Source organism: Halomonas salsilacus (assembly GCF_051216275.1).
In the GTDB taxonomy this organism is placed as follows: domain Bacteria; phylum Pseudomonadota; class Gammaproteobacteria; order Pseudomonadales; family Halomonadaceae; genus Halomonas.
In genome coordinates, this window is the sequence record NZ_JBPKAQ010000004.1 from 202109 (window position 1) to 224730 (window position 22622).

Consider the following 22622-nt stretch of genomic DNA (forward strand, 5'->3'; position numbering starts at 1 on the left):
CGCCAACCCCGAGGTAGGGCGTCAGGCGGCCATGGAGGACCGCGAACGCATCGCCGAGCTGCTCAATGGCGCCGACATGGTGTTCATCACCGCGGGCATGGGCGGCGGTACCGGCACCGGCGGTGCCCCGGTGGTGGCCCAGGTCGCCAAGGAACTGGGCATCCTCACCGTGGCGGTGGTCACGCGCCCCTTCCCCTTCGAGGGACCAAAGCGCATGCGCGCCGCCGAGGAGGGCATGCGGGAGCTCTCCGAGCACGTCGACTCGCTGATCACCATCCCCAACGAGAAGCTGCTCTCGGTGCTGGGCAAGAGCGCCAGCCTGCTGACCGCCTTCAGCGCTGCCAACGATGTGCTGCTGGGCGCCGTCCAGGGCATCGCCGAGCTGATCACCTCACCCGGCATCATCAACGTCGACTTCGCCGACGTGCGCACCGTGATGTCCGAGATGGGCATGGCGATGATGGGCACCGGCGGGGCCACCGGCGAGAACCGAGCCCGGGAGGCTGCCGAGAAGGCGATTCGAAGCCCGCTGCTGGAGGACATCGATCTGCACGGCGCTCGCGGCATCCTGGTCAACATCACCGCCGGCCCGGACCTCTCCATCGGCGAGTTCAACGACGTGGGCGCCACCGTCCAGGAGTTCGCCTCCCAGGACGCCACCATCGTCGTGGGCACCTCCATCGACATGGAGATGACCGACGAGCTGCGTGTCACCGTGGTGGCTGCCGGTCTCGACGGCCGGCAGCAGCAGAAGTCAGCGGGTCGCGAGGCGGTCAAGCGCAGCGAGGTAGGGTCGGAGTATCGCAAGCGCCAGGCGTCGCCGGCTGCAGCGATGCGCCAGCAGCCTGCCGCGGCGCGCAGCGCCGAGCCGGAGGAAGCGACCAAGCCGCGTGCGGAGAAGCGCCGCTCCCAGGAGCTCGATGACTATCTCGATATCCCGGCCTTCCTGCGCCGCCAGGCCGATTGAATTGCGCTATCGACACCATGGGAGGTGCCGGGCGAGTTTTTTTGTTGAAACGTCTGTTCGGTGTTATAGTGAACAGTGTTTGATAACCCAACAACAGCCTGGCCTTCTCTCATGATCAGACAACGCACCCTGAAGAACGTCATCCGCGCCACCGGCGTCGGCCTGCATTCCGGCAAGAAGGTCTACATGACCCTGCGCCCGGCGCCGGTGGACACTGGCATCGTCTTCGTGCGCACCGATCTTGAGCCCGAGGTGCAGATCCGGGCCCAGGCCGACAATGTCACCGATACCACTCTGTGCACGGCGCTCTCCGCCGGTGGCGCCAAGGTGGCCACGGTGGAGCATCTGATGTCGGCGCTGGCCGGGCTCGGGATCGACAATGCCTACGTCGACCTCAGCGCCCCCGAGGTGCCGATCATGGATGGCAGTGCCGGCCCCTTCGTGTTCCTGATTCAGTCCGCCGGGATCAGCGAGCAGAACGCGGCCAAGAAGTTCATCCGCGTCAAGCGGGAGATCACGGTGCGTGACGGCGACAAGGAAGCCACCTTCCGCCCCCATCAGGGCTTCAAGGTCGCCTTCTCCATCGATTTCGACCATCCGGTATTCGAGGAGCAGTCCCAGACCGCCACGGTGGACTTCTCCACCACTTCCTTCGTCAAGGAGGTATCCCGGGCCCGCACCTTCGGCTTCATGCGTGACCTGGAATACCTGCGCTCCAACAACCTGGCGCTCGGCGGCAGCCTCGACAACGCCATCGTGGTGGACGATTACCGTATCGTCAACGAGGGCGGCCTTCGCTACGACGACGAGTTCGTCAAGCACAAGGTGCTTGATGCCATTGGCGATCTCTACCAGCTCGGTCACAGCCTGATCGGCGAGTTCCGCGGGGTGAAGTCAGGCCACGCGCTCAACAACCAGCTGTGTCGTGCCCTGCTCGCCCAGCCCGACGCTTTCGAGATCGTTACCTTCGAGGGGGAGGCCGCCACGGCGCCTATCTCCTACGCGGCGCCGGCCATGGCCTGACGCCCCGGGCTCCGTCGGGAGCGGTCAGCGTCAAGACTCACAGGACAACCCCATCGGCCCAGGCCGGTGGGGTTGTCCTGTCTTCGGACGGAGCCAGCTTGGCTCGGGGTTTGGCTCGGCTAGGTCTCGCGCTCGGCGTGGGTGGCGAGGCGCTGGAGCGCGGCCTTGAGCCGCGGGTCGCTGACGTCCTCGGCGCAGCTGGAGAGCTCGTCGGCCGCCCGGGCCGGCAGGTGACGCACCTGGCGCAAGGGTGCCTTGACCGGTCGCACCGGGCGCACCTTGAAGGTGAAGCCGGTGACCGCCTCGAAGCCGGGGAGCTGATGGAGCAGCTCGAGCAGGCGGGACTGCTCGTAGCGCAGCCGAGTGAGCCAGGCCGCGCGGTCGGTGATCAGCGTCAGGCGGCCGTCGCGAAAGCCGCCCACGTGCAGGTGGGCGGCCACCTCGGCGGGCAGGTTGTCGCGAAGGTGCTGCTGGGCGCGCTCGATCAGTCTCGCCATTCGCATCAGTGAGCCCAATTCGCCATGCCCGTCGAGCAGGCGGGCCATGGGCTGGGCGCGGAAGCGCTTAGCCTTTATACTCATTGGCTTGTTTCTCGGGGCTTTCTGCTGTCGACTCGACCGGCCGGAAGGTCCCGTTCACCGCCGGGCCCTGTAGCCCGCCACCCTAGCACGCTCGGGAGTCCATCGTCAGCATGCCACCTCGTACCCAGACCCATGATGCCGAGGCGCGCGTCACCATGACGCGGCGGCGCCCGGCGCGCTGGTGGCTGGCCGGGCTGCTGGTAGGCTGCCTGCTGCCGGCCGGCCTGGTCCAGGGGACGCCGCTGCGCCAGGCCGAGCGCCTGGTGCAGGTGTGCATCCTGGCGCCGGCACTGATCCGGGCCAGCTCGCGCCTCCGGGCCCGCCGTCGTGCACATCGCGCCTGGCCGTTGCCTATCACCCTGCGCGCCCTGTGCCCGCCGCATTCGCGCTGGCCGCTGCTGTGTCCGGGGCGTACCACTGCGGCCCATGATGTCTTGACCCGTCGGGGTCCGCCCGCTGCGTGGGCACGCTGATTTCCTGATCCTGGCCGGCTGCCCCTGGCGGCCGGCACGATGCCACACGCAAAGACTGGACCCCACATGATCAATTCCCTGTTACGCAAGGTCGTCGGCTCCAAGAACGACCGTGAAGTCAAGCGCATGAGCCGCCAGGCCGAACGCATCACCGTCCTCGAGCCGGAACTGGAAACCCTGGACGATGTCGCCCTGAAGGCGCGCACCGAGGACCTGCGTGGCCGACTCGAGGCCGGCGAGACCCTCGACGGCCTGCTCCCTGAGGCTTTCGCCACCGTGCGCGAGGCGAGCAAGCGCGTGATGGGCATGCGCCATTTCGACGTCCAAATGGTCGGCGGCATGACCCTGCACAATGGCCGCTGTGCCGAGATGAAGACCGGCGAGGGCAAGACCCTGGTGGCCACCCTTGCCGTCTACCTCAACGCCCTGTCTGGAAAGGGCGTGCACGTGGTCACGGTGAACGACTACCTGGCGCGTCGCGACGCCGAGTGGATGCGCCCGCTCTACGAATACCTGGGCTTCACCGTCGGTATCATCCACGCGGGTCAGACCAGCGAGGAGAAGCGCGACGCCTACGCCTGCGACATCACCTACGGCACCAACAACGAGTTCGGCTTCGACTACCTGCGCGATAACATGGCCTTCTCTCTGGAGGACAAGGTACAGCGGGGGCTCAACTTCGCCATTGTCGATGAGGTGGACTCCATCCTGATCGACGAGGCGCGTACCCCGCTGATCATCTCGGGTGCGGTGGACGAAAATACCGAGCTCTACAAGGTCGTCGATCGCCTGGCGACGCACCTGGCGTTCTGTGAGGATCCCGAGGAGCCGGCCAGCGGCGACTTCCTGCTCGACGAGAAGCACAAGCAGGTGGAGATCACCGAGACCGGCCACAACAAGGTCGAAGAACTGATGCGGGCCGAGGGCCTGCTGGGCGAGGATGACTCCCTCTACGCTGCCCAGAACCTCAACCTGCTGCAGCACATGCACTCGGCGCTGCGCGCGCGTCACCTGTACCATCGTGACGTGGATTACATCGTCGCCGAGGGTCAGGTGGTGATCGTCGACGAGCACACCGGCCGGACCATGCCGGGCCGCCGCTGGTCCGAGGGGCTGCACCAGGCGGTGGAGGCCAAGGAGGAGGTGGCGGTGCAGCGCGAGAGCCAGACGCTGGCCTCGACCACCTTTCAGAACTACTTCCGCCTCTACGACAAGCTGGCCGGCATGACCGGCACTGCCGATACCGAGGCCTTCGAGTTTCGCCAGATCTACGGCCTCGATGTGGTGGTGATCCCCACCAACCAGCCGCTGATCCGCCGGGACCTCAACGACTTGGTCTACCTGACCGCCGAGGAGAAGTTCGAGGCGATCATCAAGGACGTCCAGACCGAGACTCAGGCTGGCCGCCCGGTGCTGGTGGGCACCGCGTCCATCGAGACCTCCGAATACCTGGCCGGACTGATGAAACAGGCCGGGCTCACCTTCAGCGTGCTCAACGCCAAGCAGCACCAGAGCGAGGCGGAGATCATCGCCCAGGCGGGCCGGGCAGGAGCCATCACCATCGCCACCAATATGGCCGGTCGAGGCACCGACATCATGCTGGGCGGCAACTGGGAGGCCGAGGCGGCCAAGCTCGAGAACCCGAGCTCCGAGCAACTTGAGCGACTCAAGGCCGATTGGCAGGAGCGTCATGACGCCGTGCTCGCCGCCGGCGGTCTGCACGTGGTCGGCTCCGAGCGCCACGAATCGCGGCGTATCGACAACCAGCTGCGTGGCCGCGCCGGTCGCCAGGGGGACCCGGGCTCGACCCGCTTCTTCCTGTCCCTGGAGGACAGCCTGATGCGCCTGTTCGGCTCCGACCGGGTGCAGCGCATGATGAAGGCGCTGGGTCTCGAGCGGGGCGAGGCGATCGAGCACAAGATGGTCTCCAACGCCGTGGAGCGCGCCCAGAAGAAGGTCGAGAGCCGCAACTTCGATATCCGCAAGCAGCTGCTCGAATACGATGACGTCGCCAACGACCAGCGTCGGGTGATCTACGAGCAGCGCAACGAGATCCTGGCCGCTGACGAGGTCGCTGAGGCCGTGGCGGGCATTCGCCAGGAGGTGCTGGACCAGGCCATCAGCGACTTCGTGCCGCCCCAGAGTCTCCCTGAGCAGTGGGACCTCCCCGGGCTTCAGGACCACCTCAAGGCGGAGTTCAACCTGGAGGCGCCGGTGGTGCAGTGGGCCGAGGAGGACGAGCGCTTCCACGAGGAGCAGCTCCGCGAGCGCCTGCAGGTCATGCACCTCGAAACCTATCAGGCCAAGGTGGCCGAGGCCGGCGAGGCCCTGATGCGCCGCTTCGAGAAGCAGGTCATGCTGCAGGTGCTCGACACCCGCTGGAAGGAGCATCTGCAGTCCATGGACCACCTGCGCCGGGGTATCCACCTGCGCGGCTACGCCCAGAAGAACCCCAAGCAGGAGTACAAGCGGGAGTCCTTCGAGCTGTTTCAGAGCCTGCTGGCCAACATCAAGGCCGATGTGACGCGCATCCTGAGCCACGTACAGGTGCGCCGCCCCGAGGAGGTCGATGAACTGGAGCGCCAGCGTCGTGACGCACTGGCCCGGGAGACAGCCACGGCGGCCAGCCGCCATGAAGATCCCGATGCGGCCGAATCGGTCGAGGACCAGGCGGCGCCACTACCGGGTTCCGATGGACGCCCGGTGCGCCGCGAGGGGCCCAAGGTGGGGCGCAACGACGCCTGCCCCTGTGGTTCCGGCAAGAAGTACAAGCAGTGCTGTGGCAAGCTGAACTGAACCGCCCCACCAGACAGGAGACGAGACGATGGCAGTGGGTAATGCAAGCTTTCCCGAGATGCCGACGATCCCCGGCGTGCGCCTGGGAACCGCCATGGCGGGCCTCAAGAAGCCGAACCGTCGTGATCTGGTGGTGATCGAGGCGCCCGAGGGCGCCCGGGTGGCGGGGGTCTTTACCCGCAATGCCTTCTGCGCCGCGCCGGTGACGGTGGCCCGCGAGCACCTGGCGGCCGAGCAGGGGGTCCGCTACCTGGTTATCAACACTGGTAACGCCAACGCCGGCACCGGCGAGGTGGGGCTTGCCGATGCGCGCGCCACCTGCGCCGAGCTGGCACGGCTGGCCGGTGTGGCCACCGAGGCCGTGATGCCGTTCTCCACCGGGGTGATCGGCGAGCCGCTGCCCATGGAGCGCCTGCTGACGGGCCTGCCCGCGGCGCTGGGGGGCCTGCACGACGGCCACGAGGCCTGGCTGCAGGCCGCCGAGGGAATCCTCACCACCGATACTCGCCCGAAGGGCGCCAGCGTGACCCTGGAGCTGGGCGAAGCCACGGTGACCATCAACGGGATCGCCAAGGGCTCGGGCATGATACAGCCCAACATGGCGACCATGCTGGGCTTCGTGGCTACGGATGCCTCCCTCGACCAGACGCTGCTCGATGAGCTGCTGCGCGAGACGGTGGTCCGCTCCTTCAACTGCATCACCGTGGACGGCGACACCTCCACCAACGATGCCTGTGTGCTGATCAGCACACAGCGCGGCCCGGCGGTGGTCGGCGACGAGGCCGTTGCCATCTTCCGCAACGGCCTGCAGCGGGTGATGACAGAGCTGGCCCAGGCCATCATCCGCGACGGTGAGGGCGCCACCAAGTTCGTCACGCTGCAGGTGAACGGCGCCACCACCCGTCGGGAGGCTCTTGACGTGGCCTTTACCGTGGCCCACTCGCCGCTGGTCAAGACCGCGCTCTACGCCTCGGATGCCAACTGGGGACGGATACTGGCCGCGGTAGGGCGCGCCCCGGTGGCGGACTTCGATGTCTCCCGGGTGACCATCGATCTGGGCGAGGTGCGCCTGGTCGAGGAGGGCGGCCGTGCCTCCTGCTACACCGAGGAGGCCGGCAGCGAAGTGATGGCCCGGGAGGAGATCCCCATTCGCATCGAGCTCGGGAGAGGGGAGCAGAGCGCCACGGTGTGGACCACCGACCTCTCCCACGACTACGTAACCATCAACGCCGACTATCGCAGCTGAGCGGTCGGTCAACCGCCGGACAGAGAATCCCGCCGCCCCGGGGGCGGGCCAGTTGGAAAGGTGAATGAACGCAATGGTGAAGAGAAGGGTGCATGTGGCGGCCGCCGCCATCATCAGCGCCGACGGCGACCAGGTACTGATCGCCCGCCGGCCGAGCAACGTCGATCACGGTGGGCTTTGGGAGTTTCCCGGCGGCAAGCTGGCGCCTTACGAGACCGGCCTGGGTGGGCTCAAGCGCGAACTCCACGAAGAGCTGGGGGTGGAGATCCAGCGGGCCCAGCCCTTGATCCGTATCCACCATGAGTATCCCGACAAGCACATCCTGCTCGACGTGTGGCAGGTGCACGACTTCTCAGGGGAACCCTTCGGCCGCGAGGGGCAGGCGGTGCGCTGGGTCGCCATGGCTGACCTGGTCAACTACCCCTTCCCGGCGGCCAACCTGCCGATCCTGAGGGCGGTTGCGCTACCTACCGAGTACCTGATCACCGCCGAGGAGGAGGACGAGGGACTCTTCCTTGAGCGCCTGGCGCGCGCGCTGGTGGAGGATCGTGCCCGCCTGGTGCAGCTGCGCGCCAAGCAACTCGAGGAGGCCGCCTACCTGGCCCGTGCCGAGGCCGCCCTGGCGCTGTGTCGCCAGCATGGCGCACGACTGCTGCTCAACGCCGAGCCGTCGCTGCTCGAGCGGGTCGATGCCGATGGCATCCACCTCACCAGCGAGCGGCTGATGCGGCTGGAGCGCCGACCCCTCGCCGAGGGCAAGTGGCTCGCTGCCTCCACTCACGACCGCCAGCAGCTGGAGCAGGCCGGCAGACTGGGCTGCGACTTCGTGACTCTCTCGCCGCTGCGCACCACGCCATCCCACCCGGACGTGCCGCCCATGGGTTGGCACGACTTCCAGCAGCTGGTGGAGCGAGCCGCCATGCCGGTCTTCGCCCTGGGCGGCATGACCCGCGTCGATGCCAACCACGCCCGCGCCGTGGGTGCCCAGGGGATCGCCTCGATCCGCGACTTCTGGAAGTAACCGGCGGCGACGCCCGATGCGCCCCGCTCCCCGTCGGGGCGCGCTTCATTTTACAGGGGAAAGGCCGGTCTCACTCGCGTGTCGCCACCGGCTTGCCGGTGGCCAGGCGCTGTTGCTGCCAGGCAAAGTAGAGGAACAGCGCTCCCATCACCAGGTAGCCCATCACGAAGTCCGGAGCGGCATTGAGGGCGAGGGCGGGAGCGTGCATCAGCCCCACGAAGGAGAAGCCCGCGGCTACAGCGGAGAAGGCGGCGGCGCGGCGGAACTGGTGGTCGATCACCGAGACCGTCATGGCGCCGATCAGGATCGCCATGAACATGGCCCCCTGGCCCATCGGCACGATCCCTGATGAGATGCCGGCGACCGTCTCCTCGGCGGCCCGCCCGAAGCGGGTCATCACGTAGTTGGCGAAGTAGGGCAGCATGGCGAGTGCCACCGCCGGATAGTAGCGGGTGTCGTTGCTCTGGAAGGCGGTGGCGATCATCGACATGCCCACGAACACCAGGATCGGTGCCACCACCGAGACCGGGATGATGGCCGCCAGGGCCGCGATCAGTCCGAACATGGTGGCCAGGCCGTAGACCGCGCCGTTGAGCAGGCTGTAGCCGCGCCCGGCGCCCATCCACTTGGCACCGACGGTGGCGATGTAGACAGTGGTGGGGAAGACGCCACCGAAGAGCGCCCCGATCATGGTGCCAACGCCATCCACCGCTTGGCACTCGCGCACGTCGTAACGGTCGCCGGCGGCCTCCATGGCCTCCACGTTGTTCATGGTCTCGATGGCATTGTAGAGGGTGATCGGCAGCACCACGGTGAGCACCGCCAGCATGCCGGTGAAGAGCAGCCCCAGGCCCTCGAGCCAGGCCAGGTTGGGGAGCAGCGGGTAGAAGCCCAGGTGGGTGAAGGCGTCGCTGAAACGTTCGCCGCCGGCGTCGCCGATCAGGTAGGCCATGGCGGTCCCCACCACGATGGCAAACAGCGAGGTGGGCAGGCGGAAGGGCATGCTGATCCGAGCCACCAGGCCGACGATGATGATCGCCAGCACCAGCAGCCCAATGACCGGCATCTCCAGTGTCTTGAACAGCATCTCGCCGGCGATGAAGGTTAGCGCCACCCCGGCCACGGCGCCCAGCATGGCGGCCCGCGGCAGGTGATGCTGCACCCAGCGGCCGATCAGGCTGATCAGTGCCTCGATGGCGCCGCTGATGAAGCAGGCGGCCACAGTCACCTTCCAGGCCAGCTCGGGGTCGCCGGTGAGCTCCTTGGCGGGTAGCAATACCCCGAACAGGAAGACGAACATCACCGGGGTCGAGATGCCGTAGGAGAGGGCCGTGACATCGGCCCGGTTCTCCCTGCGGGCCAGGCGTGCCGCGCTCCAGGCGTAGTAGAAGTTGCCGACCATGACCGCCACGGCGGCTCCGGGGAGCACCTGGCCGAAGACAATCGATCCCGGGAAGCCCATGCCGAGCATGGTGATGGCGATGATCACGAAGTTGGCGATGTTGTTCTGGAACAGCGCGAAGAAGGCGTCGGTATCCTCCTTCTTGTACCAGGGGTAGTGCACGGGGGAGCTGCCTGGAGATGTCGCCATGGAGAGCCTCTTGAGTGGGGCGTTCTGGACAAGGCCGCACTCTACCCCAAACGACGACGCCCGGGCAGGGTCCGGGCGTCGTGATGGCTGGCGGTGCGGCGATCAGTTGACCGCAGCGATCGCCTTGGCCAGGTAGGGCAGGTTCTCGTGGGAGAAGCCCGCCACGTTGGCACGGCCGGAGCGGACCATGTAGATGCCGAACTCGTCGCGCAGGCGGTCGACCTGCTCCGGCGTCAGGCCGGTGTAGGAGAACATGCCGCGCTGCTCGGCCACGCAGGCGTACTTCTGGTCCAGGCCATAGGGCTTGAGGGCCTCGACGAAGTCGCGACGCAGGGTGTTGATACGGTCGCGCATCTCGGTGAGCTCCTTGCGCCAGATGGCCGATAGCTCCGCGGAGTGCAGGATCTCGCTGACGATGGCGCCGCCATGGGCCGGCGGGTTGGAGTAGTTCTCGCGTGCCACGATGGCGATCTGCGAGCGAACGTTCTCCATCTGCTCGGTGTCTTTCGCCACCATGATCAAACAGCCGGTACGCTCGCAATAGATACCGAAGTTCTTGGAGCAGGAGCTGGTGATGATTACCTCGTCGAGGTGCTCGGCCAGCAGCCGGACGCCGTAGGCGTCCTCATCGAGGCCCTCGCCGAAGCCCTGGTAGGCGAAGTCGACCAGCGGCAGCAGGTGGCGCTCCCGAAGTACCTCGAGCACAGTCTGCCACTGCTCCCGGGAGAGATCGAAACCGGTGGGGTTGTGGCAGCAGGCGTGAAGCAGCACCACGTCGCCCTCGGGGATCTGCTTCAGGGCCGCCAGCATGCCGTCGAAATCGAGGCGGTTCTCGGCGTCCACGTAGGGATATTTGTGCAGGGTCAGGCCGGCGGCCGGGAAGATGCCCAGATGGTTCGGCCAGGTTGGATCGGAGACCCAGATGTCCTTGCCGGGCAGTTGCTTGGCGATGAAGTCTGCCGCCAAACGCAGGGCGCCGGTGCCGCCTGGTGACTGGGTGGCGCTGGCACGCTTGGCCTCCAGGACCGGCGAGCCTTCACCCAGGACCATGGGCAGCACCACGGCGCCGTACTCCGGCGCCCCGTGGGAGCCGATGTAGGTCTTGGTGGTCTCGTTCTTGAGCAGCAGGGCCTCGGCTTCCTTGACGGCGCGCATCACCGGAGTGTTGCCCTGGTCGTCCTTGTAGACGCCGACGCCGAGATCGACCTTCTGGGGGTTGGTGTCCTTCTTGAAGGCCTCGATCAGACCGAGGATGGCATCCCCGGGAACCCGCTCAATATGTTCGAACATTTAATTCGCTACCTCGTCGGTTCTGGCGGCAAGAATGAAGTCGTTCCTGTGCAGGCCCCGGATCTTGTGTGACCACCAGGTCACGGTGACCTTGCCCCATTCGGTCAGCAGGGCCGGGTGGTGCCCGGCCGCTTCGGCGATCTCGCCGACGCGGTGGGTGAAGGCCAGCGCCTGCTTGAAGTCGGGGAAGGTGAAGGCCCGCTCCAGTTGCATGATGCCATCGCGCTCGATGATCTTCCACTCGGGCACCTCCGGCTGGAACAGCGCGATCTCGGCCTCGCTGACGGTGGGGGCGCCCTTGCGGCACGCCTCGCAGGGCTGCTGGGAAAGCTGGCTCATGGTGTCTCCTGGCGGTTGTCGGGTAGGGGAAACTCGCTCATTACTGCCTCGAAAGGTCGTGCAGCCTACGGTGGACGTCAAGCGCTGGCATCGCGGGACAGGGGCTGCCACCTTGAGGGTCCTCCCGTTCCTGTCCGCGCCCATCTTCCCGGAGGAGACGATGTCCCACATGCCGCGCCCCTCGCTCTCGCTCTGGTTGAAGCTCGCCTTCACCGCCTGGATCGTCGGCTGGGGGCCCACCTTCTGGGTACTGCTGGGGCCACAGAACTACTTCTGGCTGTGCAACCTGGCCAGCTTCCTGATCCTCGTCGGCCTATGGCGGGAGAGTCGCCTGCTGCTCTCCATGCAGTGGCTGGCAGTGGCCCTGGTGGGCAGCCTGGGGGCGGTGGATGTGGGCACGGCCTGGCTGAACGGGGTGCACCCCATCGGCGGCACCGAGTACATGTTCGATGACGCCAACCGTTGCTGGCCCGCCTGATGTCGCTCTACCACCTGGTGTTGCCGGTGGTGGCGGGGCTGGCCATCTGGAGGCTCGGCTATACGCCGCGGGCGCTGGCTGCAGCGCCGGGACTGGCTCCCGGGCCCGCACTGAGCCGGCGCCGTTCAGGCGTCTGCCAGTGCCGCGGCCTTCTCGCGCACCTCGGCGTAGGGGTAGGCCGCCAGGGCGCCGAAGCCTGGCAGGCCGCGCGCCTTGAGCCGGGTGAGGCGGGGCGTGGCGATGCCGCACAGAAAGCGCGTCAGCAGGTCCTCCGTGGCGGGGCCACCGTCGACGTCCTCGGCCAGCCGGGGGCGGAGGGCGTCCAGGTGCGCGGCGATGTCCCGGGTCTCCAGCGGGGCCGGGGGCGGCGGCGCCGGCAGCCGGGCGGGCTCTCCGCGGCAGGCGGAGCAGTGGCCGCAGCGCGTCGGGGCCTGGGCATCGCCGAACCAGTCGGCCAGGCGTCTGGTGAGGCAGTCGTCTGACTCGAACAGTGCCAGCATGGCGTGCAGGCGGTCCACTTCGGCCTGCTCCTTGTCGCGGAAGTAGGCATGGAGGTCGTCGCCGAGGGCGTCGGGGTCGCGGGGCGCGTCGAGCACCCGGTAGACCTCGGTTAGCTGCTTGCTCTCCAGGATCATCCATCCCTTCTCGACGAAGAACTCCAGGGCGGTGAGCACCCGGCCGCGGTGGACGTCCAGTCCGCGCTCGACTCCCAGCCGGTCCAGGGTCGCGAAGTCCAGGGCGTGCCAGGTGCGCGCCCTGGGGGCGGCATCGAGAATGGCCTGGACGAAGTCACGTCGCTCACCCTGAAAGCGCCCGACCAGGGCGTCGGCCTCCCCCTGGAGGCGAAAGCGGTAGTCGGCGAAATAGCTGTGGCGCGGGGCGATGATGCCGCGCAGCTCCAACTGGACCAGTAGCGTCTTGAGCGGCAGCGGGCGAATATCGCTCTCCCGGGAGAGGGCGTTCAGGGTGAGCTCCCAGTCGCCGCCGTGGTGCTCGGCGGCGTCGACCAGGGCATCGATCACCCGGCCGATACCGTGACGCTCCGGGGTGTCGCCGTAGACGAAGGTCTCCAGCACACCGAGGGTGTCGCGGCCCGCCAGCATCAGGCACTCGGACGGCTGGCCGTCACGGCCCGCGCGGCCGATCTCCTGGCTGTAGTTCTCGATCGACTTGGGCAGGTCGAAGTGCACCACGGCGCGGATGTCGGCCTTGTCGATGCCCATGCCGAAGGCGATGGTGGCGACGATGCAGGAGATGCCACCGGCCATGAAGTCGCCCTGGATCGCCTCGCGGCGCTCGCCCTCGAGCCCGGCGTGGTAGGCCGTGGCGGCTATGCCGGCCTTGCTCAGGTAGGCGGCCAGCCGTTCGGCGGTCTGCTGCAGGGTCACATAGACGATGGTGGGAAAGGCGGACTCACCGCCCTGACGCGCCTGCAGCCAGGCCGCCAGGGCCCGGGGGCGGGACTCGGCGGCCACCGGTGCCACCGTCAGGACCAGGTTGGCGCGGTAGAAACCGGTGGCGGTGACGTCGGCGGCCGCGATGGCGAAGCGCTGGCGCATGTCCTCGATGACCCGTGGCGTGGCGGTGGCGGTGAGCAGCAGGACCTGGGGAATGCCGAACTCGCGCTGGTAATCAGGGAGCTTCAGGTAGTCGGGGCGGAAGTTGTGGCCCCACTCTGAGATGCAGTGGGCCTCATCGACCACCATCAGCGAGATCGGAATCCGTCGAATGAAGGCGCGGAAGCGCTCGTTCTTGAGTCGCTCCACCGACACCATCAGTATGCGGATCTCGCCGCGTTCGACCCCGCTCATCACCGCGGCGGCCTCCTCGCGGCCCTGGCTGGAATCGATGCTGGCGGCGGTAATGCCATGACGCTGGAGGAAGGCGAGCTGATCCTGCATCAGTGCCAGCAGCGGCGAGATCACCAGGGTCAGGTGGGGCAGGTGCAGGGCGGGCAGCTGGTAGCAGAGCGACTTGCCGGAGCCGGTGGGAAAGATGGCCGCCGCCGAACGGCCGGCCACCACGGCCTCGATCACCGGCCACTGGCCGGGGCGGAAGTCGCTATAGCCGAAGACCTGCCGGAGTGTCTGCTGGATCATGCCACCATTCCCTGGTCACCCTGTTTATGTATGGGTATACAGAGTAGACGATCTGGAAGGCGCAGGGGGTTGTCGTCGTGACTATCGCGGAGCATCGTAGCGTTCATGGCGATCGTCGGAGAATACTATCTGCCACAGCTGCAGGTGGCGCGCTCGGAAGGCGCCGGCGCAGACGGCCAGGTAATAGCGGAACATGCGACGGGTGCGTTCGCTGTAGCGGTGGGCGATCTCATGCCAGCGCGCATCGACGTTGTCCAGCCAGGCCATTAGAGTGCGGTCGTAATCGGGGCCGAAGTTCTGCCAGTCTTCCATCAGCAGGTGGGGTTCGCTGGCCCTGGTGATGTACATGGCCGATGGCAGCACGCCATTGGGGAAGATGTACTTGTTGATCCAAGGGTCGGCGGTGATTTCGGAGTGATTGCAGCCGATGGTGTGGAGCAGGAAGAGCCCCTCGGGAGCCAGCCGCTGCGCCACAGTCTCGAAGTAGGTGGAATAATTGCGATGGCCCACGTGCTCGAACATGCCGATGGAGACGATGCGGTCGAAGCGTCCGGTCAGATCGCGGTAATCCTCGAGCTCGATGGTCACCGGCAGCCCCTCGCAGCGCTGTCGGGCCAGCTCGGCCTGCTCGCGCGAGATGGTGATGCCGGTGACGAAGGCTCCGTGGTGGCGAGCGGCATGCTCGGCGAAGCTACCCCACCCGCAGCCGATGTCCAGCACGCGCATGCCCGGTTCAAGCTGGAGCTTGCGGCAGGCCAGCTCCAACTTGGCCTGCTGGGCCCCGTGAAGGGTGTCGGCCTCCTTCCAGTAGCCGCAGGAGTAGCACATCGTCGGGTCGAGCATCCGCTCGAAGAGATCGTTGCCGAGGTCGTAGTGGGCCTCGCCGACGATGTAGGAGCGCGCCTTGCTCTGCAGGTTGAAGAAGCCGGCCTGGAGGCGGTACAACAGGCGCTCGGAGGGCGTGTGGGCGCGCTCGGCCAGGCCATGGTGCAGCAGTCGGCAGGCCATCTCGTCGATCCTGTCACACTCCCACCAGCCGTCCATGTAGGCCTCACCCAGCCCCAGGGTGCCCTGATGGAGCACCCGCGAGAAGAAATCCGGATGGTAGACCCGCAGGTCCTGAGGAGCCTCGCCGTTGAGAGCAACCCTTGAGCCCTCCAGCAGCTGTTCGAAGACATGGCGGGCACGGGTGTCGGGCAGGGCGATGGGGCCGAAGCAGTTGTCACTGGTCATGGAGTCCTCCTGTTCCAGCAGGGTTGACGCATTTCCTGTCGCTGGCGGTGGCGCCGGACGTTACGTGCGTTGCCCTGTCCGGTAGCCTTGAGCATAGACCAGCAGGAAAAGCCGAGAGAAATCCCCCTTAATCGCCAACCCGACGTTTTGCAACGAGGAGTGAACGCCATGCACGTCATCATCGATCTCTGTGTCGTACCGCTGGGAGTGGGCGTCTCGGTCTCGCCACAGATCGCCGCCTGTCAACAGGTGATCCGGGCCTCGGGTCTCGAACACCGCATGCATGCCTACGGGACCAACATCGAGGGGCCCTGGGACGAGGTGATGGCCGTGGTCAAGCGCTGCCACGAGGTAGTGCACGAGATGGGCGCACCGCGCATCACCACCACGCTCAAGCTCGGCACCCGGACTGACCGGGAGCAACACATGGACGACAAGGTGGCCAGTGTGGAGGCCCTTATGCGTTAGTCGATTCTGCTGCTGTCCTGCCCCTGGCGCGGGGGCGGGGGGTTATATCCTTGTGCCCGGCGGCGAGTGGTAAACGCGCCTCTCTTAAATTACCTTGGCGCATAACAAGAAAGCTATTTTTGAGGGTCAAGGAATATGCGGCGCGATTCGCAGCGACACCCTGCCCGGGACGAGATTTCCGGCGTCCTGCCCACGGGATCGGCCATGCCCCCCGGTCGGGTCAGCCTGGTCGGTGCCGGGCCCGGCGATCCGGAGCTGCTCACCCTCAAGGCGCTGCGGCGCCTCCAGCAGGCCGAGGTGATCCTGCATGACCGCCTGGTCAGCCAGGAGGTGCTCGCCCTGGCCAACCCCGAGGCCAGGCGGCTCTATGTCGGCAAGGCGCGCTCCGACCACAGTCTGCCCCAGCAGGACATCAACCGGGCCCTGGTCGACTGGGCCCGGGCGGGCAAGCGGGTGGTGCGCCTCAAGGGCGGGGACCCCTTCATCTTCGGCCGTGGCGGCGAGGAACTCGAGACCCTGGCCGAGGCGGGCATCGACTTCGAGGTGATTCCCGGTATCACCGCGGCCTCAGGCTGTGCCGCCTATGCCGGCATCCCGCTGACCCACCGTGATCACGCCCAATCGGTGCGCTTCATCACCGGCCACCTCAAGAACGGCAGCGCCGACCTGGACTGGCCCGCCCTGGCAAGCCCGGGCCAGACCCTGGTCTTCTATATGGGGCTGCATGGCCTGCCCGAGATCTGTCGGCAGCTGGTCGTCCATGGCCTGGCGGTCGATACCCCCGTGGCGCTGATCGAGCAGGGCAGCACGGCGCGTCAGCGTGTGCACCGCGGCACCCTGGCCGACCTGCCGGCCCGGCTGGAGAGCGCGCTGGTCCAGCCACCTACGCTGATCATCATTGGCGGGGTGGTGGCCCTCCACGACCGCCTCGCCTGGTTCGATGCCACCCGCGCCGAGGCCAAGGGCTGGGACACCGGCAGGCGCGACTGAGGCCGGATGCCGCCGCCTCGACGGACATGCGATACTGGGGTTTTCGCCATCGAGACCCTGCCATGCCGTCCCGACTCGCGGACCCCATCGTCGAGGTCAGGCGCCTGCGCCGCCCACGGGCGCGCCGCCACTGGCTGATCCGCAGCTTCCGTCTCCAGGTGATGCTGCTGGTGGGCGTGCTGCTGGGCGCCATGCTGCTGGCCCAGGGCACCTACCTCAACCACCGCAAGGCCGAGATCATCGGCGACCAGATGGGCCAGCGTGCCCTGGCGGTGGCGAGGTCGGTGGCGGCGATTCCCGAACTGGTCGCCGCCTTCGACGACCCCGACCCCAGCGCCACCATCCAGCCCATCGCCGAGCGCATCCGTCGCGACAGCGGGGCGCGCTACGTGGTGGTGGGCAACGCAGACGGGATTCGTTACTCCCACCCGCTGGCTGACCGGATCGGCCTGACCATGGTCGGCGGCGACAACGACCGGGCCCTGCTCCACGGCGAGTCCTACGTCTCCAAGGCCGAGGGCTCCCTGGGCGAGGCGATGCGCGGCAAGACGCCGGTGCTCGACGCCGAAGGTGCCATCATCGGCATCGTCTCGGTGGGTTTCATGCTCGACCGGGTAGCCCTGGACGTGGGGCGCCACACGAGCCTGGGCTGGTGGCTGGTGGCGGTCATGGTGGTGCTCGGCTTCGCCGGGGCCTACGGGCTCTCCTACCACCTCAAGCGGGTGATCCTGGGCCTGGAGCCCCATGAGATCGCCCGCCTGGCCATGGAGAAGGAGGCCATCCTCCAGTCGATCCACGAAGGCATCCTGGCGGTCAACCGCGAGGGCGAGATCACCTTGGTCAACCAGCAGGCGCGGCGATTCCTGGACCTCCCCGAGGCCAGGGAGGCGTTGGGGCGGCCGATCCAGGAACTGGTGCCAAACTCGCGGCTGCTGGAGGTGCTGGAGAGCGGCGAGCAGCAGTTCGACCAGCAGATGTGGCTCGGCGACCACCCGGTGGTGGTGAATCGGGTGCCGGTGGTGCATGGCGGGGAGCTGGAGGGCGCGGTGGCCACCTTCCGCAGCCGCCGCGAGATCGTCGACCTCTCCGATGCCCTGACCGCGGCGAGTCGCGACGTGGACATGCTGCGCGCCCAGGCCCACGAATTCTCCAACAAGCTCTACACCATCTCCGGGCTGCTGCAGCTGGAGCGCATCGATGACGCCCTGGCGCTGATCCACCAGGAGAGCCGCCACCAGCAGGCGCAGATGAGCTTCCTGATGGACCGTGTGGCCGATCCGGTGATCAGCGGAACCCTGCTCGGCAAGCTGACCCGCGCCCGCGAGCTCGGCGTGGGGCTGGAGATCGACGACCAGAGCTCGCTCTCCACCCCGCTCAACGCCATCGGCCAGGAGGTGTTGATGACGGTGATCGGTAACCTGCTTGACAACGCCTGCCATGCCGCCCTGCAGGAGGGGCGCGAGCACGAGGAGGGGCCGAGAGTGAGGCTTTTCTTCACCGACCTCGGCGACCAGCTGTTGATCGAGGTAGAGGACAACGGCCTCGGGGTGGCCGCCGACCATGTTGAGGCGATCTTCACCGAGGGTTTCTCGACCAAGCCGGGCAAGCATCGCGGCATCGGCCTGGCGCTGGTCGCGCGGCTGTGTGCCCAACATGGCGGCGCCATCACCCTGGAGGAGAGCGAACTGGGCGGTGCCTGCTTCGCGGTGGTGCTCGACCGGTCGCTGTGCCGCAGCCCGGCGCCCATCGACCGCTGAGATTGGCGGCGAGCAAGCCGACACGACAACCAAGACACCTGGGGAGAGCCGATGCGACACGACGGCCATGACGCAGGAGAGCGGTCCCTCCCAGAGTACGGGATCCTGATCATCGAGGACGATTTTCGCATCGCCGAGATCCACCGCGCCTTCATGGAACAGAGCGAGGGCTTTCGGGTGGTGGGGATGGCGCGTTCCGGCGCTGAGGCCCGGGAGTGGCTGGCACGGCATGCCGCTCAGATCCAGCTGGTACTGCTCGATGCCTACCTGCCGGACGTCGAGGGACTGGAACTGCTATGGCTGCTGCGCCGCGATCACCTGCATATCGACGTGGTGATGGTCACCGCCGCCCGGGAGGTGGAGACCATCAGCGAGGCGCTGCGCGGCGGCGTCTTCGACTACCTGATCAAGCCCGCCGAGGCCGCGCGCATGGGCCAGATGCTGGCCCGCTTTCGCCGTGAGCGGGCGGCCCTGGCGGCCCGCGGCGAGATGAGCCAGGAGGAGCTCGACCGGGTGCTGGCCCGAGTGCAGCCCGAGGCTGCGCCCGGCGGTCCTGCGGCAGAGGGGCCGCGACGCCAGCTGCCCAAGGGCATCGACCGGTTGACCCTGCGTGCCGTGGTGGCCGCCGTGGAGGAGGCGCGAGCGCCGCTGGCGGCCATGCAGGTGGCCAAGGCCATGGGCGCCAGTCGCTCCACGGCGCGGCGCTACCTGGAGTTCCTGGTCTCGGTAAAGGTGGTGAGCGCCGAGCTGGGCTATGGTGATGTGGGCAGGCCGGAGCGCCGCTATCGCCTGGTGGGTGATGCCACCCCCTGGTGCGAGGAGGGGTGAAGGGACGCCGTGAGCAGAATGGACACAATGCCCAGAACGCTCTTTTTATCCCTTATGTTCACAAGGGTGTGATCCCTGGCGCCGCTCCTCTACTGTTCGCTACGCAGCTTTGTATAACAATGATCCCGTCTCGAGGAAAACGCCATGACCCGCAAGTTCACCGCCAAGGGCCTCACCGCCAAGGGCCTCACCGCAAAGGGCCTCACCGCCATCGTCCTGCCGCTGGCAGCGCTGACCGGCCTGGCCGGCACTGCCCAGGCCCAAGACTGGACACCGACCCGTTCCATCGAGTTCATCGCCCCTGCCAACCCCGGTGGCGGCTGGGACACCCTGGTGCGCACCACTTCGCGGGTGATCCAGCAGGAGGGCCTGGCCGACCAGAACTTCGCCGCCATCAACGTGCCCGGCGGCGGTGGCGCCGTGGCCTGGGCCCAGATTGCCAACGATAGTGGCAACCCGCATAAGCTGTTCGCCACCAGCCCCCCCATCATCCTGGTGCCGCTGGCCGGAACTTCGCGTTACGACCATACCGATTTCACGCCGATCGCTCGGTTGATCACCGACTACTCCATCGTGCTGGTTCAGGCGGATTCCGACTATCAGGACCTCAACGATCTGTTCGAGGCGATGCGCGAGAATCCCTCCTTGAGTGTGGGTGGTGGCAGTGCGCCGGGCTCCATGGATCACATTTCCATGGTGGGGGTAGCGACATCGGCTGGCCTCGAGGCGTCAGGTGTCAACTACATCGCCTTCTCGGGAGGCGGCGAAGCCATGACCAACCTCATGGGCGGGCATGTCGAGGCCGTGGTCACCGGTGCTGGCGAGGCGTCAGGTCAGTTGGGCGAGGGCAGCGACGTGAGGGCGCTGGGCGTGTCGGCCCCTGAGCGCATGGGCGGCGTGCTGGCCGATACCCCCACCTATCAGGAACAGGGTATCGATTACACCTTCGACATCTGGCGTGGCGTCATGGGCACGCCCGATATGCCGGCCGAAGCCGTCGCCTACTATGAGGACCTCTTTGCGCAGATGCTCGAGACCGACGGCTGGCAGGAAGCTCGTGACCAGTTGGGCTGGATCGACGCCTATCAGACCAGTGAAGAATTCGGTGCCTTTCTCGATGCCCAGAAGGAAGAGTTCAGCGAGGTGCTGACCGAACTCGGCCTGATTCGCTGATAGCTGGCTGATTTTCACCTGGAGTGACTCTCCTGAGCCCTGAACATACAGGGCTCAATTTTCTTGAACGTGACGCTTGGGTTGGAGGCCAGGTTTCGCCTGGCGTGGGCCCGAGGTGGACTGCTCATGACACGACTCAATACCAATCAGATCATTGCACTGATCGTTGCACTGTTCTCGGCGGGCTATCTGGTAATGGCCTTTCAGATCCCGACGTTTCCACTTCCCCGGCCGATCGATTCCGATATCTTTCCCAAGGTGCTGGGGTTTGTCCTGCTCGGGCTTGCCGTGTGTCTGTTCCTGGAAAAACCCAAGGCTCAGGACATCCCCGATGAGCCGAGTTCCGAGGCGCTGAACCAGCCCTTTCTGCTGCGTCCCTGGTCGCGAGTTGTGATCACCTCGCTGGCGATCATTGCCTATGCGCTGCTGTTGGTGCCCATCGGTTTCGTGGTGGCCTCCACGGCACTGGCCTTTGGCCTAGGCTGGTATTACGGCTATCGTCGACACGCTATCAACCTGGCGACCTCGCTTGGCGTGGTGCTGGCGCTGTACCTGACCATGACGCGCATCATGGAAGTCTACCTGCCCATCGGAATCCTGCCGATCTGATGTCTCAGGACACGATCCGCCCGCGAGAGAGAACCCGCTCATGGAAGCCTTGAACAACCTGATGTATGGCTTCGGCATCGCGCTGCAGCCCATGAATATCGCCTATGTCTTCGGTGGCGTCTTCGCCGGCACCATCATCGGCATGCTGCCGGGTCTGGGGCCGATCAGCGCCCTGGCCCTGATGATCCCGATCACCTTCGCCATGGAACCATCGTCGGGCCTGATCCTGATGGCAGGGGTCTATTACGGCGCGATCTTCGGTGGCTCGAGTTCGTCGATCCTGCTCAACGCCCCCGGCGTGGCCGGTACCGTGGCCACCTCCTTCGATGGCTATCCCATGGCCAAGCAGGGCATGGCCGGCAAGGCCCTGGCCATCGCGGCCTATGCCTCCTTCGTGGGCGGCACCATCTCCATCGTCTTCCTGATGATGGTGGCCCCGATGCTGTCCAAGGTCGCCGTGGCGTTCGGCCCGGCGGAGTACTTCGCGCTGATGGTGCTGGGGCTGACCGCCGTCGTCTCGCTCTCCGACAAGTCCCTGGTCAAGGGGCTGATCGCCGCCGTGGTGGGGATCATGATCTCTATCATTGGCATCGACCTGCAGACCGGTACGGTGCGGTTTGCCTTCGGTTCCGCGCACCTGCTGGATGGTATCGACTTCCTGGTAGTGGCGCTGGGGATCTTCGCCCTGGCAGAAGTCTTCTACATGCTGCTCAGGGGGGGCGGTGGCAAGGAGCCGGAACGTAATGCCATCGGTTCGCTCAAGCTCACCCGACATGAGGTCAGGGAGATCGCTGGCCCGATCAGCCGTAGCTCGGTGCTGGGCTTCTTCACCGGTGTGCTGCCGGGGGCCGGCGCGACCATCGGCTCCTTCCTCGGCTACAGCATGGAGAAACGCATCGCGAAAGATGGTGACACCTTCGGCAAGGGCAATATCAAGGGAGTGGCGGCACCCGAGGCGGCCAACAACGCCGCCTGTACCGGTTCCTTCGTGCCCTTGCTGACACTGGGCGTGCCCGGCTCCGGCACCACGGCGGTGTTGCTCGGTGCCCTGCTGGTCATGGGCGTCAGCCCCGGGCCGGCCATGCTGGTGGATCGTCCCGATGTGTTCTGGGGCGTCATCGCCAGCATGTATATCGGCAACATCATGCTGCTGGTGCTCAACCTGCCGCTGATCCCCTATATCGCCAAGATCCTCGAAATGCCGCGTCCGCTGCTGCTGTCGTTGATCCTGATCTTCTGCATGGTGGGTGTGTACGGCATGAGCTTCACTGTGGTCGATCTACTCTTCCTGCTTGGCTTCGGCCTGCTGGGGCTGGGTATGCGGCTGTTCGGCTTTCCAGCGGCTCCGCTGATCCTGGCGCTGATCCTGGGTAGCATCATGGAAGAATCGATGCGTCGTGCCCTGCAGATCTCCGGGGGCAACTGGATGACCTTCATCGACAAACCGATCTCCATGTGGCTGCTGATCATCGCCGCACTCTCGCTGCTGCTGCCACTGATCAAGCCGGTGATGCGCAAACTGCGCGCCCGGGCCTGACCCGCCCGGTTCGCCCGCAGGGCGCCCGCCGTGTCCCTCACAGGGGCGCCGACACCGTCGGCGCCCCTGTTGCATCCTGGTCTCCGCCGACGGCTGCACCGCCAGGGCGCGGGGGGGGGGGCG

The 22622-nt window shown here is 66.6% G+C and carries 20 protein-coding genes; 14 read left to right on the forward strand and 6 right to left on the reverse strand.

Translation table 11 applies throughout. The features are described from left to right. Together ftsZ and lpxC are read left to right on the forward strand one after the other, a co-directional pair. The coding region (gene ftsZ / locus ACR80S_RS08090; protein ID WP_435402967.1) for a cell division protein FtsZ at positions 1-967 on the forward strand (967 nt) is incomplete at its 5' end. Positions 968-1078: 111 nt separating this feature from the next. Then, positions 1079-1990, forward strand: coding sequence for a UDP-3-O-acyl-N-acetylglucosamine deacetylase (gene lpxC / locus ACR80S_RS08095; RefSeq protein WP_435399903.1), 912 nt, complete (start codon positions 1079-1081; stop codon positions 1988-1990). 119 nt (positions 1991-2109) lie between these two features. Here the strand turns inward: lpxC and ACR80S_RS08100 are convergent, their stop codons facing one another. Next, a complete protein-coding gene (locus ACR80S_RS08100; RefSeq protein ID WP_435399902.1) occupies positions 2110-2571 on the reverse strand; it encodes a DUF721 domain-containing protein in 462 nt (153 codons plus the stop codon). A 110-nt stretch (positions 2572-2681) separates the two neighbouring features. Here ACR80S_RS08100 and ACR80S_RS08105 point away from each other — a divergent pair, with 110 nt between their 5' ends. From ACR80S_RS08105 to ACR80S_RS08120, 4 genes are all read left to right on the forward strand, one after another. Next, entirely contained in the window at positions 2682-3044 is a 363-nt protein-coding gene (locus ACR80S_RS08105) for a hypothetical protein (RefSeq protein WP_435399901.1), read from the forward strand. A gap of 66 nt (positions 3045-3110) precedes the next feature. Further along, a complete protein-coding gene (gene secA / locus ACR80S_RS08110; RefSeq protein WP_435402968.1) occupies positions 3111-5840 on the forward strand; it encodes a preprotein translocase subunit SecA in 2730 nt (909 codons plus the stop codon). Between the two features lie 28 nt (positions 5841-5868). After that, positions 5869-7086: a bifunctional glutamate N-acetyltransferase/amino-acid acetyltransferase ArgJ gene (gene argJ, locus ACR80S_RS08115; protein ID WP_435399899.1), complete on the forward strand. Its 1218-nt coding sequence runs from the start codon at positions 5869-5871 to the stop codon at positions 7084-7086. Between the two features lie 64 nt (positions 7087-7150). Then, on the forward strand, positions 7151-8107 hold the full coding sequence (locus ACR80S_RS08120) for a Nudix family hydrolase (RefSeq protein ID WP_435399898.1): 957 nt from the start codon (positions 7151-7153) through the stop codon (positions 8105-8107). A 70-nt stretch (positions 8108-8177) separates the two neighbouring features. On the opposite strand, the gene ACR80S_RS08125 is transcribed toward ACR80S_RS08120, so the two are convergent. The 3 genes from ACR80S_RS08125 to ACR80S_RS08135 form a co-directional block, all read right to left on the reverse strand. Then, positions 8178-9698: an NCS2 family permease gene (locus tag ACR80S_RS08125; protein ID WP_435402969.1), complete on the reverse strand. Its 1521-nt coding sequence runs from the start codon at positions 9696-9698 to the stop codon at positions 8178-8180. Between the two features lie 102 nt (positions 9699-9800). Further along, positions 9801-10988: an amino acid aminotransferase gene (locus ACR80S_RS08130; protein WP_435402970.1), complete on the reverse strand. Its 1188-nt coding sequence runs from the start codon at positions 10986-10988 to the stop codon at positions 9801-9803. After that, complete coding sequence (locus ACR80S_RS08135; protein ID WP_435402971.1) at positions 10989-11327, reverse strand: 4a-hydroxytetrahydrobiopterin dehydratase; 339 nt, start codon at positions 11325-11327, stop codon at positions 10989-10991. It lies immediately after the preceding gene. A 160-nt stretch (positions 11328-11487) separates the two neighbouring features. Here ACR80S_RS08135 and ACR80S_RS08140 point away from each other — a divergent pair, with 160 nt between their 5' ends. Then, positions 11488-11805, forward strand: coding sequence for a hypothetical protein (locus ACR80S_RS08140; RefSeq protein ID WP_435399894.1), 318 nt, complete (start codon positions 11488-11490; stop codon positions 11803-11805). Positions 11806-11930: 125 nt separating this feature from the next. Here ACR80S_RS08140 and ACR80S_RS08145 read toward each other — a convergent pair whose 3' ends face one another. Together ACR80S_RS08145 and cfa are read right to left on the reverse strand one after the other, a co-directional pair. After that, the gene (locus ACR80S_RS08145) at positions 11931-13904 is read right to left on the reverse strand and encodes a RecQ family ATP-dependent DNA helicase (protein ID WP_435402972.1); all 1974 of its coding nucleotides are present in this window, start codon (positions 13902-13904) and stop codon (positions 11931-11933) included. A gap of 81 nt (positions 13905-13985) precedes the next feature. Then, positions 13986-15137, reverse strand: coding sequence for a cyclopropane fatty acyl phospholipid synthase (gene cfa / locus ACR80S_RS08150; RefSeq protein ID WP_435402973.1), 1152 nt, complete (start codon positions 15135-15137; stop codon positions 13986-13988). 168 nt (positions 15138-15305) lie between these two features. Between cfa and ACR80S_RS08155 the strand changes: the two genes are divergently transcribed. The 7 genes from ACR80S_RS08155 (at position 15306) to ACR80S_RS08185 (ending at position 22499) form a co-directional block, all read left to right on the forward strand. Beyond that, on the forward strand, positions 15306-15605 hold the full coding sequence (locus tag ACR80S_RS08155) for an MTH1187 family thiamine-binding protein (protein WP_435399891.1): 300 nt from the start codon (positions 15306-15308) through the stop codon (positions 15603-15605). A gap of 204 nt (positions 15606-15809) precedes the next feature. Next, a complete protein-coding gene (gene cobA, locus ACR80S_RS08160; protein WP_435402974.1) occupies positions 15810-16595 on the forward strand; it encodes a uroporphyrinogen-III C-methyltransferase in 786 nt (261 codons plus the stop codon). A gap of 62 nt (positions 16596-16657) precedes the next feature. After that, positions 16658-18352, forward strand: a complete 1695-nt coding sequence (locus ACR80S_RS08165) for an ATP-binding protein (RefSeq protein ID WP_435399889.1) — start codon at positions 16658-16660, stop codon at positions 18350-18352. A gap of 51 nt (positions 18353-18403) precedes the next feature. Then, positions 18404-19180, forward strand: a complete 777-nt coding sequence (locus ACR80S_RS08170; protein ID WP_435402975.1) for a response regulator — start codon at positions 18404-18406, stop codon at positions 19178-19180. Positions 19181-19324: 144 nt separating this feature from the next. Further along, positions 19325-20353 (forward strand): Bug family tripartite tricarboxylate transporter substrate binding protein, encoded by a 1029-nt coding sequence (locus ACR80S_RS08175; protein ID WP_435399887.1) that lies wholly within the window; start codon positions 19325-19327, stop codon positions 20351-20353. A gap of 126 nt (positions 20354-20479) precedes the next feature. Beyond that, the gene (locus ACR80S_RS08180; protein ID WP_435399886.1) at positions 20480-20962 is read left to right on the forward strand and encodes a tripartite tricarboxylate transporter TctB family protein; all 483 of its coding nucleotides are present in this window, start codon (positions 20480-20482) and stop codon (positions 20960-20962) included. Between the two features lie 40 nt (positions 20963-21002). After that, positions 21003-22499 carry a tripartite tricarboxylate transporter permease gene (locus ACR80S_RS08185; protein WP_435402976.1) on the forward strand — a complete coding sequence of 499 codons (1497 nt, stop codon included), beginning with the start codon at positions 21003-21005 and terminating at the stop codon, positions 22497-22499. The last annotated feature ends 123 nt before the right edge of the window (positions 22500-22622 follow it).